Source organism: Pseudomonas sp. TREG-RG-20F-10-E-6-01 (assembly GCF_022662455.1).
Classification (GTDB): Bacteria; Pseudomonadota; Gammaproteobacteria; order Pseudomonadales; family Pseudomonadaceae; genus Aquipseudomonas.
In genome coordinates this window covers 15,090-29,232 of sequence record NZ_JAKNQP010000007.1, presented here as the reverse complement: position 1 = coordinate 29,232, position 14,143 = coordinate 15,090, and the positions used below count along the sequence as shown (strand labels likewise).

Annotated in this window: 9 protein-coding genes; all 9 read right to left on the bottom strand. The window is 64.9% G+C overall.

Annotated elements, in window-relative coordinates:
* Positions 1-57: 57 nt before the first annotated feature.
* The 9 genes from L8K08_RS19990 to tssK are packed head-to-tail and all read right to left on the bottom strand — an operon-like array spanning position 58 to position 14,132.
* Positions 58-1,770 carry an SUMF1/EgtB/PvdO family nonheme iron enzyme gene (locus L8K08_RS19990; protein WP_242199564.1) on the bottom strand — a complete coding sequence of 571 codons (1,713 nt, stop codon included), beginning with the start codon at positions 1,768-1,770 and terminating at the stop codon, positions 58-60.
* Entirely contained in the window at positions 1,763-2,947 is a 1,185-nt protein-coding gene (locus tag L8K08_RS19985) for an ABC transporter permease (protein WP_242199563.1), read from the bottom strand. The genes L8K08_RS19990 and L8K08_RS19985 overlap by 8 nt, the downstream gene beginning before the upstream one ends.
* The gene (locus L8K08_RS19980; protein WP_242199859.1) at positions 2,947-3,651 is read right to left on the bottom strand and encodes an ABC transporter ATP-binding protein; all 705 of its coding nucleotides are present in this window, start codon (positions 3,649-3,651) and stop codon (positions 2,947-2,949) included. The genes L8K08_RS19985 and L8K08_RS19980 overlap by 1 nt, the downstream gene beginning before the upstream one ends.
* Positions 3,651-6,638, bottom strand: coding sequence for a serine/threonine-protein kinase (locus L8K08_RS19975; RefSeq protein WP_242199562.1), 2,988 nt, complete (start codon positions 6,636-6,638; stop codon positions 3,651-3,653). The genes L8K08_RS19980 and L8K08_RS19975 overlap by 1 nt, the downstream gene beginning before the upstream one ends.
* A complete protein-coding gene (locus L8K08_RS19970; RefSeq protein WP_106575876.1) occupies positions 6,635-7,354 on the bottom strand; it encodes a protein phosphatase 2C domain-containing protein in 720 nt (239 codons plus the stop codon). Before L8K08_RS19970 ends, L8K08_RS19975 begins: the two co-directional genes overlap by 4 nt.
* A complete protein-coding gene (gene tagF / locus L8K08_RS19965; protein ID WP_242199561.1) occupies positions 7,355-8,008 on the bottom strand; it encodes a type VI secretion system-associated protein TagF in 654 nt (217 codons plus the stop codon). It lies immediately after the preceding gene.
* A complete protein-coding gene (gene tssM, locus L8K08_RS19960) occupies positions 8,005-11,505 on the bottom strand; it encodes a type VI secretion system membrane subunit TssM (RefSeq protein WP_242199560.1) in 3,501 nt (1,166 codons plus the stop codon). The genes tagF and tssM overlap by 4 nt, the downstream gene beginning before the upstream one ends.
* Positions 11,502-12,791, bottom strand: a complete 1,290-nt coding sequence (locus L8K08_RS19955; RefSeq protein ID WP_242199558.1) for a DotU family type VI secretion system protein — start codon at positions 12,789-12,791, stop codon at positions 11,502-11,504. Before L8K08_RS19955 ends, tssM begins: the two co-directional genes overlap by 4 nt.
* A 6-nt stretch (positions 12,792-12,797) precedes the next feature.
* Positions 12,798-14,132, bottom strand: a complete 1,335-nt coding sequence (gene tssK, locus L8K08_RS19950; protein ID WP_242199555.1) for a type VI secretion system baseplate subunit TssK — start codon at positions 14,130-14,132, stop codon at positions 12,798-12,800.
* Between the last annotated feature and the right edge of the window lie 11 nt (positions 14,133-14,143).

Below are 14,143 nucleotides of genomic sequence, written 5' to 3'. Positions count from 1 at the left end.
GCCCAGCACGGCCCACCGCCGCCTGAGTCCCTTCCAAGCTCGCCATACAACCAGCGATCAAGACCGCTGACCGCTCGCTGCGAGCAATTCCTTCAAAATCGTTGCCGGGTCGGCCCGCTGTTGTTTGCGGTAGTTGCCGACATGGCGAACGAACAGTGTCGCGCGCGTCACCAGGCTCTTGCCGAGCACTGGCTTGCGATCCAACTCTTCCTTGATTCGTTGAAACTGCGCCTGGATCACCGCGTCGGTGTAGCGCGTGCCGGTGGCCAGGTTGTCGATGTAGATCGCCACCGCGCCGTCGAGCGCGCTGCGGCCATTGTCGATGGCCGTGGCAAACAGCTGCGCGCTGGCCGCGTCCTTGTTGTCCAGAGCCTGCTGGCGACTCTTCTGCAAGTTCATCAGGCGGATGTTGTAGTTGCTGATGGTCTCGGCCACCAGCGCGGCCGATTGAATCAGGTTGCCCGCCGCCTCTTCGCGTTGCTGGGCGATCAGCGAAACGTTGCGCTTGAGTTCTTCGTTGACCAGGCCCAGTTCGGCTTGCAGCTTGGGATCGACGCTGGCGGCGATGATGCTGTCCAGGCGCTTGGTCGGGTCCTGGGCGTCGTCGATGGCGTCGGTCAGCGAGGCCAGACGGCCTTCTTTCTGCCACTGCGCGAACAGCTCCTTGTAGCGCGAACGCGGCGCGGACAACGCACCAATCGCCACGCGAAAACCGGTGGTCTCGTTGCTCTGCTCGGTGCCGTCGGCGGCAAACAGCGGGTATTCGCGGCGCATGCCAGTGAACAGCGTGCCCTCGCCTTCCAGGTAGTTGCCGCCCTTGACCACAAAGCCGCCGTAGGTGCCCTGGCGGCGCCCGGCGTGCACCAGTTGGAACGATTCCTGGACCATTTCCGCCGCATTGCCGATCACATCGAACATGCCAATCGGGTTGGGCAACTTGGTGCCGATGGGCATCAGGCGTGCCGCCTGGCCGGTACCACCGGCGACTTGGTTGAACACCGCGTAATCACCCAGCGGCCCGTCGCTTTCACTGCCTTCGACACGGCGCGGAAACAGCCGCCCTTCGAGGTCCTGACGGCTCACTGCCTGGCCACCGCGCGCGGCGAATTCCCATTCCACTTCGGTGGGCAAGCGCACAAAACCGAGGCCACCGTCTTCGGCCGAAGACCCACGACCACTGACCGGCAGTAAGTCGCGGTGGTATTTCATCAACCAGGCGCTGTACACCGCCGAGAAGCGCTCGGCTTCAAAGCGCGAGAGTTTCACCTTGGGCAAGCGTGCAGCCATGCCGGTCGGCGCATCGCACGCTGGCGCCGGCTCGCCACTGGCGAGCGACTGTGCCTGGGACATCACTTGGGCATACTGACGCGCGGTGACTTCGTACTTGCCGATGAAGTACAGCATCGGCTTGAGCGGAGTTTTGGCGTCGGTCTTCGGCATCAAGGGCGCAATGACTGCGTTCCAGTCCTTGGGCAAATCCTTGAGCGTGAACTGGCCGTTGATAAAGTCGCGCCGGTAGCCGGAGATAAACGACTGCTGATAACCCGCCTCACCCTCGGCAAAGGGGTAACCGAGGCTGATCTCGCGGTCATCCAGGGTGCCCTGGGCCAGCACATAGGCGTAGCGGAACACCATGTTGCCTTCGCACGGCAGCGGCAGGCTCACGTCATCGGGCAACGGTTTGGGGTTGTCGAGTTTGTCGCTCGCCTCATCCGCCCACGCCATTGAAGCCAAGCTCAGCGCCATCGCGGCGCCCAGTAACTTATACATCTCTGATTCCTTCAGAAGCCTGGATACGCGCCACTCGCCAACCGCCACAACCCGCCGCCACGGCGCTGACGCCGAGGACTGCAGCCAGGGCCAGGGCGTAATGAGGCGCCAACAGGTGACTGGCGTATTCGCCCGGCACCTGCACGAATAATTTATTCAAACCCGCCTCGGCCAGGCCATACAACCCGGCACTGAGCACGGCGGCAAACCCTGCGCTGTACAGCGCCTGCACCACCACAAACAGCAATAGCCCGGCAGTGGAAAACCCCAGCAAGCGCAACACCGACAATTCCCGACGCTTGCGCGCCACGGCGGCCAACACGCCGGCGAAGATCGCCGCAAATGCGCCCGCCAAGGCCAACCCGGCGATGATCCAGAACACGATCGACAGGTTGCGGCTCAACGACTGCACCTGGGCAATGGCGTTCGCCTGGGTCGACACCAACAGGTTCTGCCCGGCGAAAAACACGCGCAACCGCTCCACATCGGCGAGGTTGCGGGCATACAGACGAAACGCCGGATAAACCCGCTGTTCAGTCACGCCGACCGCGTCACCGTCCCAACTCAACGCCGGCACCGCGCGGCCGTCGCGGTAATCTTCCGCCGCTTCCAGCAGGCGCAAATCGGCAAACAAACCGTCCCGCGCAAACGCTTCCAGCGGCAGCACCGCCATCACCTGCAACCGCGTGCGCTGGGCTTCGACGCGCCCTGCCACTTGCCGCGCAAAGCTGGTCTCCAGCCAATCGCCAGGCCGCGCCGCGAGTTTTTCTGCAGCGGTGTGGCTCAGCACGATCTGGTCCAGGCCCCGAGGCATCGGCAACCCCACGAGCAGCGGATCACCCGCTGCAGTCGGCAGCATTTCCAGGGTCAGCGTGCCCACCTGAGCGGTCGCCGCAATCTGGCGGGTACGCGGCACGGCGAAGGCCACATCGCGACGCTGGGCAAGTTGCTCGATAAACGCTGCGTTGAATCGACCGCCGCCCAACGGAATAATTTCACGGGTTGCGGGGTCGGTCTCCAGGCGTTCGGTCAAACTGCTAACCAGTCCAAATTTCAGGCCGAATAACACCAGCAAAGGCGCGATCACGGCCACCAATGCCAGCACCGAACAAGCCGACAGCCAGGCGTCGTTGCGGTAATCCTGCCAGGCCAGGGACGCCACCAGACCGATGCGCATCAGCACGCCTCCCCGAGGGTGGCCGTGACGCCGCCGTCGGTGTCACGGCGGCAACTGATGCGCCGCACCTGCAGACCACTGGCGCGGGCCAGCGGCTCGTCATGGGTGGCGATCACGCAGGCCGCGCGATGTTCGCGGGCCTGGGCCAGCAGCGCCTGCATCACGCGTTCGGCGTTCAGCGGGTCAAGCGACGCCGTCGGCTCATCCGCCAGCACCAGTTGCGGCGCGTGAGCCAGTGCACGGGCGCAGCTCACGCGTTGGCGTTGGCCCACCGACAGCGCAGCCGGTTTCTTGCCCAACTGATCGCTGATCTCCAACTGCTCGGCCAAACGCGCGACGCTGCCGTCGTCCTTGAGCCCCAGCAGTTGGCGGGACAAGGCGATATTGCTGCGCACATCGAGAAAACCCAGCAGGCCGCCGGTTTGCAGCACATAGCCCAAGTGCGTGCTGCGCAGCGCGGCCAACGTCGACTGCTGATCGGCGCGCCACAGAGCGCCGACATCGACTTGATCAAATTCAAACCGGCCAACCTGATCCGGCGCCAACACCAGCGCCAGCACATCGAGCAAGGTGCTTTTGCCACAGCCGCTCGGCCCGACGATTGCCAACTGCTCACCCGCGCGCAGCGCCAGCGCCGGAATCACCAGGCTATAACGCTGGCTGCCAACGCCGCGGCTTTTGTGCACTGCGCTCAGGTTCAGCATCACGGCAGCGTCGACAAGGGCACGCGGTACAACGCATCGCCCGGCTCGGCATCGCCGAAACGGACCCAGTTGGCCACGTCATTGTGAAAGGTTTCGTAGAGGCGGATTTTCGAATCCAGCTCGTCGATAAAGTCTTCCTGCTCGGCCACGCTCAACGACAACCACAAATCCTGGGTCATGTTCAGCGACTTGCTGCGGTACGGCAGCCCTTCCAGGTATTCGCCGAGGATGCCGCCGTCGGCCAGGTTGCCGCCCTTGCGCAGGGCTTGCGGGTCGCGGCTCATGTAGGCCGACGCACTGGCGATTTCCTGGAAGAAATCCTTGGGCGAGGTCTGGGTCTTGCGCGCCGCATCGACGATCAGTTTCAGCGACTGCTGCAGGTCGTTGAGCTGCAATTTGGTCAGCATCACGCACACCTGGAACGCCGGCAGCGCCGGGTTGGTCAGGTCGCGGTCGGCGGTCCAGGCGCTGACCAGTTGCGGCGCCTGGCTCGCGGTTTTGCGGCCGAGGAAATCCATGTGCATGGCGTAGCCGACGGCCGCGGACTTGTCGGCCAAGGTCGGCGCGGCACTCAGCAGCGGCACCGGTTGCGGCGTGTTGTTGCGCACCTGGTGCACGAGGTTGGCGAACACGCTGCCGATCTCATCGACACGCTCACCCAGCTTGCGCACATCACCACCCGGCACCGGCGTGTAGAGGTCGCCGATCTGCGGGTTGGCGTCGGCGGTGAGCACGCGGTACTGGGTTTCGGCACCGGCATGGGTTTTCTTGCCGGCGTCGGTGCGCAGGTGCAGGGCGTAGATCTTGATCTGCTTGCCCAGCGCGGCCTGGCGCACCTCGGCTTCGTTCATCTGGGTGGCGGCAAACGGATCGTTCTTGCGCAGTGCGCCAGCGTCGGTGACCAGCAGGATGATGCGCCCACCGTAGCCGGACCAGTCCATGCCATCCACGGCCTGCATCACCCCGGCAAACGCGTCTTCGTTGAACGAGTGGCTGGACACGGTGGAGGCTTTGACCTGCCGCGCCATGTCGAGAAAGCGCTGCGGGTCGCGGCCCTGATCGAGGCTGATCAGCGTCTTGGCGACGTACTCAAGCCCTGGGGTTTTCTTGATGCTGTTGCGAAAACCCACCAGCCCGAAGCTGACGCTGTCCAGCTCACCGCGCTCGGCGATACGGGTTTGCAGCTCGTGCACCACGTCGCGGACTTGGTCGATGTAAGGCTGCATCGACACGGTCGTGTCCACCACCAGCACCACGGCGGTGCGGAAGGCGTCGACGCTGGTGTTGATCGCTCGGGCGGCCGGCTTGGCAGCCGCGCTGCTGCCGGGGTCGATAGAGGCCACATTGAGCAACTGCACCGGCTGGCCGTTTTCGTCGAAGCTCTCTTTGGAGTCGAAAATCGGCAGCAGGTAGAACTGGTCCTGCGGCACCGCGCTGGCCGTCGGCTCCAGCGCCAACACCTGTTGATTGTCTTCGCTGTTCTTCTGCGCCTTGGCCAGAACGCCTTTGGCGGCCGCAGGGTCGGCCAACAGTTTTTCCACTTCGCTGGATTGGCGCAGGAACATCACCGGCGCCCGGCCCGAGCGCTCGGTGAATTTGAGCACCAGGCTTTGCTTCCAGTCGCTGACCTGGGCGGCCGGCAACCAGCCGTCGCTGCGCCCATCGGTGGCGGCGCCGACGCGCAGCCACGGGCTGCCATCGACGTCTTTGCGCTGGTAAACGTAGAGCACGGAAAACGCCGGCAGCCCCTCGTTGGAAGCACCACCGGCATCGTGGGACAGCTTGGCGCCCGGCTTGCTCAGCACCCGCTGGAACAGGGTCTTCTTGCCCGCCATCAGCAAGGGGCGCTGGCCGCCGTCCGCATCGGCCACAGCCGTTTTTACTTCAGGAGGCGCGGGCGTTTTCGGCACCACCGCAGCGGGCGGCGCCGCTGGCGTATCGCCGCGGCTCAACCACCAGTAGCTCGCGCCACCGATGGCAAGCGCGACAGCCACCGCGACTGCAGCCAAGGCCAGCACCGGCCCACGGCGCTGCTCGGACACGTTGCTGTGTTGGGTCGGTGTCACCACCGGTTGGCGCACCGGCTGCGGCTGGGGTTTGTCGGTCGGAATGTCGATAGACACCGGCGTCATGCCCGCCAGGTCGAAGCTCAGCGGAATCGGCAACGGCCGCACCAGCGTGGCTTCCGGCGAGTCGGCCGGCAGTTGGTCCAGCGCGCGCAGCAACGCCGCCGCGTCCGGGAAACGCTCCGCCGGATCCTTGGCCAACAGCTTGCGCAACACCTCCTGATAACGGCCGTGGTGCACCGGCAATTCCGGCAGCGGTTCGGTCAGGTGCGCCAGCGCCGTGGACAGTGCATCGGTGCCGCTGTAAGGCAACTCGCCGACGAGGATTTCATAGAGCACCACGCCGAGTGCGTAGAGGTCAGCGCGGCCATCAATCTCCTGGCCCCGCGCCTGCTCCGGGCTCATATAGCTCGGCGTGCCCACGGCAAACCCGGCTTGAGTGAACTGGGTACGGTCATCCAGAGACTTGGCGATGCCGAAGTCCGACAGCACGGCCGTGCCGTCAGCGCGGAACAGAATGTTCGCCGGCTTGACGTCACGGTGCACCAGACCCTGGGCATGCGCATAGCCCAGCGCCGAGGCGATCTGGCGGATCAACGTCACGCCCTGCTCCGGTGTCAGGCCGGCGGCAATGCGCTCTTTGAGCGTGCCGTTGGGCAGGTATTCCATGGCCATGTAATACAGCTCACCGACGTTGCCGATGTCATGGATGGTCACCGTGTGCGGGTGCGACAGGCGCGCCAGGGTCTTGCCCTCGCGCAGGAAACGCTCGCAAAAACTTGGGTCCGCCGCCAGCGCCGCCGCCATCACTTTCAACGCCACCTTGCGCTCCAGCGAACGCTGGGTCGCCAGGTACACGCTGGCCATGGCGCCTTCGCCGATCTCGCCTTCGATGTCATAACCCGGAATCACGATGTTCATGGCGAAACCTTCACGACAATGGCGGTGATGTTGTCCGGCGCGCCCCGGTTGAGGCCCAGGTGCACCAGGCTGCGCACGATTTCATCCGGCGCGTCATGGCCCAGCACTTCGCGGATTTCATGATCCTCGACGGTCTTGTTCAGGCCGTCGCTGCACAGCAGGTAGCTGTCACCGGGCGCAATCAGCAGGTCGACCACCGCCACCTCCAACTGCGCCTCCACGCCAATCGCGCGGGTGACGATATTGGCGCGAGGGTGCACACGGGCATCGGCTTCGCTGAGCAAGCCGCTGTCTTGCAGGTCCTGCACGTAGCTGTGGTCGCGGGAAATGCCTTCCAACACGCCGTCGCGCAGGCGGTACAGGCGGCTGTCGCCGGCCCACAAACACACGCCGCGCAAGCCGCGTGCGGCCAGGACCACCACGGTGCTGCCCATCATGGTCACGCCACGGTTGGCGGTTTCTTCGCGCACGGTTGCGTTGATGCGGATCAGGTCATTGCGCAGGGCCGCCGAATATTCGTCGAGGGAACGCCCCACCGGCACAGCACGCAGGCTGTCGACGATCAGGCTGCTGACGTAGTCGCCCGCCGCGTGCCCGCCCATGCCGTCGGCCACCACCCACAGACGGTTTTCCGGCAGGTCCAGGCAGGCGTCTTCATTGACCTGGCGGACCATGCCCACATGGCTTTTGCTCGCGGATTTGAACGTCGCCCCCATCTACACCACACCTTCTTGTCCGAGCAAAAACTGCGCAAAATCGCCGGCGGCAGGCAAACCCTGACACCGCAATAAACCTGGGGAAATCACCTGCGAACCCCGCCCCCACCACAGGCTCGCGCCCTCGCAGGCCTGTTCGGCGAGCGCGATCATGCGGCTGTGGGGCACGGTGGCGGCAACGCGTTGCAGGCCGGCAAAGCGGCTGTCCACCGCGCGTTGCTCACTGGCCGGGATGCCGAGTTTGTCGATGCCATCGTTGAAGCCTTCAAAGGTCGCGCCGGCATCCAGTGTGCTGAGCAGCAGCTCTTCGGCCTGCTCAAACCAGGTGTCCGGCCCGCCCACCAGGGATGCGGGGTTGGTGTCGTGATCGAGCAACGCCACCACCGCCAACGGAAAATACCGGCCGACCCGGTCAATGCTCGGCATGACCACCCCCGCCGCCGCGTCCGGCCCGCACACACCCGGCGCCAGCACAAAGCGCCACAACGGGCTGACCAGGTACACATTGAGCCAGTCGCCGCCCAGGCTGTTCTGGCTGGCCAGCAGACCTGCCGCCAGCCAGCTGTCCCAGGGGCCGATAAAACTCTGGGGCAAGGCGCGGCTGACAAAGTCACCGCGGCTGGCCAACTTGCCGTAGAAACCCAGCGTCGTCATAACCGCTCCGGCAGGCTGAAGCCACTGAGTACGCGGCTCTTGAACGGGTTGAAGGCGCTGTTGGCGCGCAACTCGTAGGCGATGCTCGCACCGTCCACCCGCAGGCGCAGGTTGAAACGGTCCGGCGAGTTGCCGGCGGTGAGGTCCGACTGTTCCAGCAAGCGGAACCAGGCCCACGGACCGTCCAGGGTCACGCCCGAACGACCGCTGGCCGATGGCGGCATGATCGAAATACGCACCACGCCGATGCTGCCGGGGTTCGGCCATTGCATGGCGACCGGGCGGCTTGGGCCGTGGTCGTAGCTCAATTGCTGGCCATCCAGATCAAGCAGGAACTGGGTGATGGTCGGGTCCATCGACACCGGTTTAAGTTCGAAACGCACAATGGGCTGCGTACCACCGGCGCGGAAAAACGCATCACGAATCGCCGCTGCACGCTGGAACGTCTGCAATACGCCTGGCGCAATCCCGAGCTTTTGCGCGGCGCCCGGCTGCCAGCGCCAGGTCTGCGCGGAGGTGTCCACGTAAGGCTGCAGGTACTTGCGGAAATAGTTGTCCATCACCCCGCCCACGCCGAAGAACTGACCGAAGTCATCCAGCGTGGCGTCGCGGGCGCTGCCCGGCGACATCGGATAACGCCCGGCCAGCGACTGGCGGTACACGTTGACCACTTCGCTGACCCACGCCGCGTTCAGTTGGTTACGCACGCCGCCCATCATACTGTTGGTGGTGGAGTTGACCACCGACTTGACCATGCCCTGTACCAGCGGCGGCTGGCGTTCGGCATTCAGGCTGACCCGCGTGGCCGCAGCCGCCGCCTGGTTCTTGGCCTCGCCAAGCAAGGCGTCGCCACTGGCGCCGACCATGGCACTGACCTGCACGTACAGCGCATTCATGTCTGCCAATAGGCCGTCGATGGCGGCGGGTTCGCCTTCATTCTTGCTGACGATGCTGTTGAGCTCGGCAAAGTGCGCGGTCACCGGATCGTCTGCCGTTTGCGGCGCGTTGGCGGTCGGTTGTTCCTGGCCGAGCAGGCTGCCGAGACGCTCCTTGAGCTTGTCGACGCCGCCTTCCACCGGCACGCCTTTGGCGGCCAATTGGCGCTCTTCGGCTTGCAGGTCGGTTTCCTTGGACACAGCCACCAGCAGTTTTTTCAGCGGCGAGGTCGGGCCGGAAATCACCCGCAGTACATCGGCCGCCTGGGCCACGCTGGTGATCGGCACGAAGTCGATGTCGGCGAGCAAGGCGTCCCATTGGCGCTGGTAGTCCTGGAAGTACAAGCGGCGTACGTCCGCAGCGAGGCTGACCACGTTCTGCTGGTCGGCCTGTTCACGGCCCAGCACCCATTGCTCTTCGGCGAGGGTGCCGGTCTGGTTCAGGCTGCTCAGCAAGAACGCCTGGCGATACCCTTTGGCGGTGAAGAACCCACTCAGCGGCTCACCCAGCGGCTTGCCGCTTTTGCGGCTGAACACCAGCGCAGCATCGCGGCCTGCGGCTTCGTTGATGCGAAAGTCCGGGATGCCGTCGGGCAGCTTCTGGCGCTTGACCCGGTCATAGACGCGCTGGGCCACCGGCAGTTGTTGCAGTTGGCGCCGCAGGTCGTCAATCAGCCGTGGGTCCAGGCGCGCGTTTGGCGGGTGGCGTTCGAACAACGCCTGCAAGTGCTCGGTCAGCGCCTGACGCTGGTCGGCCGGCAGGTCGCGCGGCAGGTTGCGGTCCCAATCGAGAGCGATCCAGGCCTTGATGAAGTACGGGTCGTAATGCTCGGCATCGGCGAGCATCAGGTAGGCCTTGAGGCCTTCGTACAGGAAGTCGGAATTGCCGCCACCGTGCAGTTGTTCTTCGATGCGCGTCACCAGGCGAGGCGCAAACACGGCGATCAACAGCTTGCGGTAGACGCTGGCAGATTCGGCTTCGAGCATGTCGCCCTGGTACAGGCCCAGCCCTTCGGACCAGCTTGGCGAATCACCCGCGAGGCCCTTCACCGCATTGAGCAATGGCAGCACGGCGAGCACTTCGCGCTGCGCCGGGCTGAGGTTCTGTACGGCCTGGCCCAACGGCGCGACCTTCTGATCCACCTGGGCGATATACGCCTGGTTGGCGCGATAACTCACCCACCACAAACCACTGACCACCACCACCAAGGCGACGGTGGCTGCCAGCACGCCGCGTGCGATCCACTTGCGTCGACGCTCGACTTTGGGGTTCACGCCCACCAGCCCACGCTCGGCGAAGGCCACGGCGGTGAAGAGTTTTTCGATGAAGTAGCTGCGCCCGGTGCCGCTCTGGCGCGCCAGGTGCTGGCGGTCCAGGTTCATGCTTTGGGCCATGGCGCCGATCAGGCGATCAATCGGGCTGCCTTCCTGGGTGCCGCTGGTGAAGTACACGCCGCGCAGCAGCACGCGCTCTTCAAAGGCATTGGGTTTGAACACGCCTTCGAGGAAGCTTTGCAGGCAATCCTTCAAAGCGCCGAACTGCTGCGGGAAGCCGTAGATCAGATCGCGCCGGGCCGGGTCGCGCTCCTGTTGCAGGCGCTCCACCAACCGTTCGTTGAGGCGCTGCTCAAGGCCGGCGAACTCGCTTTGCAGCGTCGCCAACGGGCTGTCGCTGTGCTTGCCGTCATCGAGCGCAAAGGTCATGCCCCACACCTGGGCGCGCTCTTCCTTGCTCAGATTGTCGAAAAACTCCATGAAGCCCGGCACCAGGTCGAGCTTGGTCAGCATCAGGTAAATCGGGAAACGCACGCCCAACTGGGTGTACAGCTCCTGGATGCGCAAGCGAATCGCCGCCGCATGGGCGGCCCGTTCGGCGTCCGTGCCAAGCAGCAGATCCGAGAGGCTGATGGCGATAAACGCGCCATCAATCGGGCGGCGCGAGCGCTGCTTTTTCAGCAGGTCGAGAAAGCCTAGCCATGCCGCCTTGTCCACCGTCGAGTTGCTGTCCTGGGTGGTGTAGCGGCCCGCGGTGTCGAGCAAAACGGCTTGGTCGGTAAACCACCAATCGCAGTTGCGCGTGCCACCGACGCCCCGCACCGCACCCGCGCCCAATTGCGCAGCCAGTGGAAAATGCAGGCCCGAATTGACCAGCGCCGTGGTCTTGCCCGACCCCGGTGGGCCGATGATCACGTACCACGGCAGCTCGTAGAGGTTGCGGCGTTCATCGCCACCGAGCTTGGCCTTTTTCAGCAGCGCCAGGGCCTCGTCCATGCGCTGGCGCAGGGTGCTGAGTTCTTCGGCGGTGGCGACACTGTTGGGGTCGGCCGGGGTTTCCGCGGCCAGGCTGCGCATCACTTCGGCGGCCTGGCGGCGGGCCTGGATAATGCGGAACACGCGATACGCAATCCACACCGCAAACACCAGAATGATCAGCGCCCAGCGCCGCCCTTCTGGCACCAGCACATCGAGCAGCGGCCCCACAAACCAGATGATCAGGCTCAGGGCGATCAGGCCCAGCACGGGAATCACCCAGCGAATCATAAAACTGAAAAACGCCTTCACTCGACGCCCTCCGCCAATACGGTGATTTCAACCCGACGATTGCGGGCACGGCCTTCTGCGGTGGCGTTGGTGGCCACAGGCTCGGTGTCACTTCTGCCTTCGGCGCTGAAGCGATCCGCCTGGCCGGTCTTGGCTGCCAGGATCTCCAGCACCGACTTGGCGCGGGCTTCGGACAGCGCCCAGTTGGACGGGAAGCGCAGCGTGGCAATCGGGCGGTTATCGCTGTGCCCGGTGACGCGCACCTGCCCTTTGACCTTGCGGATGGCATCGGCAATGCGCAGCATCAGCGGCTGATAGTCATCGACGATACTGGAGCTGGCCGAGGCGAACAGCTCATCGCCCCGGATCGTCACCACGGAGCGGTCGACCTTGTCTTCCACCGCCACGCGGCCAGCCTTGATGTCGTCCACCAGGAAACCAGCCAAGCGTGGCCGCTCGATGACTTTGGGCTGCGCCACCGGACGGTCGATGGCCTGCACCGGGATCTCGCCCAGGGCATGAATGTTCTTGAACACCGGCTCGGCATCCGACGCCAGTTTCATGCGCAAGCCGAACAGCAAGGCCAGCAGCAGCGCCAGGCCGATGGCCACGGCGATCCACGGCGGCATGAATTGCGCCAGGCGATCACGCGCCACGGTCACGCCGCGCCAGTGTGGCGACAGCTCGCGCTCGTGCTCGCCACGCGCACTGCGAATGGCGGCGGCGGTGCGTTCACGCAAGGCCTCAAGCTGGCTGCGACCGTCGTTCATCACGCGGTAACGGCCCTCGAAACCCAGGCACATGCACAGGTACAACAACTCCAGCAGGTACAGGCGCTCGCGCGGGCTTTGCAGGCAGTGGTCGAGCAACTGAAAGACTTTTTCACCGCCCCAGGCTTCGTTGTGCACCGTGATCAGCAGGCTCTGCTTGCCCCAGTCGCTGGTGCTGCCCCACGGCGTACTGAGCACCGCTTCATCGAGTGCGGTGCACAGCGCGTAACGCGCCAGCAGCACTTCATTGCGCGCCACGCCAGCGGCTTCGGCGCGCTCTTCGAACTGGCGCAGGTAACCCAGCAACTGCGCACGCAGGCTGGCCGGTGCCGGGTGCGCGATGGTGTTGCGCAGCCGCGTCAACAGCGCCAACAGTGGGCCGGCGGCGCTTTCCAGCGGGTTGAGGCCTTGGCTTTTGCCGGTCAGGATCGGCGCGGCCGGCACCGACAGCGGCGCCGGCTCTGCACGCGCAGGTTCCGGCGCACGGCCACCCGGGCGCGGCATGAACTGGGTGCGGTCATCATCATTGGGATGCATCGCGGATTATCCTCGGATCGCCCAGAAGGCCAGGTTCAAACCCGGGAATTGCCCGGCGATGTGGAAGGCAAAGCCGCCGGAGTTATTCAGTTGCTGCCAGTGCTCGCTGCCACGGTCCAGCTCGTAATAGGTGCTGCCTGCGTGGTACGGAATCTGGCGTGGCGCCACCGGCAGCGGCAGCAGGCCGATGCCCGGCAGTTGCAGGTTGACCATGTCGCGGATGTGCTCCACCGAGCCGACCTTGCTCTGCTGGCCGAAACGCGCGCGCAGGGTTTCGCCGGGCACATCGGCGCGCACCACCAGGATGAAACTGGCGCTGTCGAGCAGGGTTTTGTCGGCGAGCATGGCCACATGAATGCCGTAGGCCTTCTCCACAATCGGGATCGGTGTGGCTTTGCTGTCGATCAGCATCGACAGCGCCTCACGCAAGGCTGCCATCACCGGGGTGAAGCTCAGCGACAGGTCATCGTGCTGGTATTGCGGGTATTCCTGGGGGCGACGGCCTGACGTCGAAAAGGTGGAAAACTCACCGGCCAGGCTCACCAGTTCGCTGAAAAAACGCTCCGGGTGCAGCGGGCTCAACTGGCTGAAATGCTGGAGCAGCGGCTGCGCGCGGTTGACCAGTTGCAACAGCATGAAATCGGCAATCTCCGAGGCGCCACCGGCGCCCGAGGCGACCACGCGGCCGGCCAGGGCTTCGCCGCGCTGGTGCAGCAGGCCCAGCAACTCGCTGCGAAAGGCCGTCAGCGGTTTGCTGACGGCCACGTCCAGTACCGGCGGGATGTAGGTGTCATCGAGCACCAGCGCGCGGTCGGCGCGTTTTTCCTTGATGCGCACCAGGCCGATGGCGGCGTAGTCGCTGATGCCATCCTGCGCAGTCAGCAGGCGCAACGCACGCGAGCCCACGGCCACGGGCGCGCGGTTTTCGAACGGGGCGTTGTCATCACGCACTTCACGCACCTGGCTGACGTAACGCGCGGCGCCGAGGTCTTCGCCGTCATCGACGGTGTCACGCGCGCCTGCACGCTTGAGCGGCAGGGCCAGGTACACCAGGCCATCGCGCAGGTTGTCGTCGATATTCAGCGGGCTCGGCGCCAGGTCATCCTGGGGAATATTGAACGGCGTGCCATCCGGCAACAGGCCACGGGCCGACACAATCGCCAGCTTGCCCTGGGCCAGCAGGCCCTGGTCGATGAGCAATTCGGAAAACCCCCAGGCACCGGCGGACAACGGGCGGCTGCGGGCGTCAATCAGGTTTTCCAGGTAACGGTCATGCTGCTGGAAGTGCTGCGTTCCGATGAACATGCCTTCCGACCAGACCACGCGATTGTTCCAGGACATGGGAGCTCCGT

Coding starts and splice junctions, on each gene's coding strand:
- L8K08_RS19980 (WP_242199859.1), bottom strand. CDS start 3,651: ATGCTGAACCTGAGCGCAGTGCACAAAAGCCGCGGCGTTGGCAGCCAG.
- L8K08_RS19990 (WP_242199564.1), bottom strand. CDS start 1,770: ATGTATAAGTTACTGGGCGCCGCGATGGCGCTGAGCTTGGCTTCAATG.
- L8K08_RS19970 (WP_106575876.1), bottom strand. CDS start 7,354: ATGGGGGCGACGTTCAAATCCGCGAGCAAAAGCCATGTGGGCATGGTC.
- L8K08_RS19955 (WP_242199558.1), bottom strand. CDS start 12,791: ATGCATCCCAATGATGATGACCGCACCCAGTTCATGCCGCGCCCGGGT.
- tssK (WP_242199555.1), bottom strand. CDS start 14,132: ATGTCCTGGAACAATCGCGTGGTCTGGTCGGAAGGCATGTTCATCGGA.
- L8K08_RS19975 (WP_242199562.1), bottom strand. CDS start 6,638: ATGAACATCGTGATTCCGGGTTATGACATCGAAGGCGAGATCGGCGAA.
- tagF (WP_242199561.1), bottom strand. CDS start 8,008: ATGACGACGCTGGGTTTCTACGGCAAGTTGGCCAGCCGCGGTGACTTT.
- L8K08_RS19985 (WP_242199563.1), bottom strand. CDS start 2,947: ATGCGCATCGGTCTGGTGGCGTCCCTGGCCTGGCAGGATTACCGCAAC.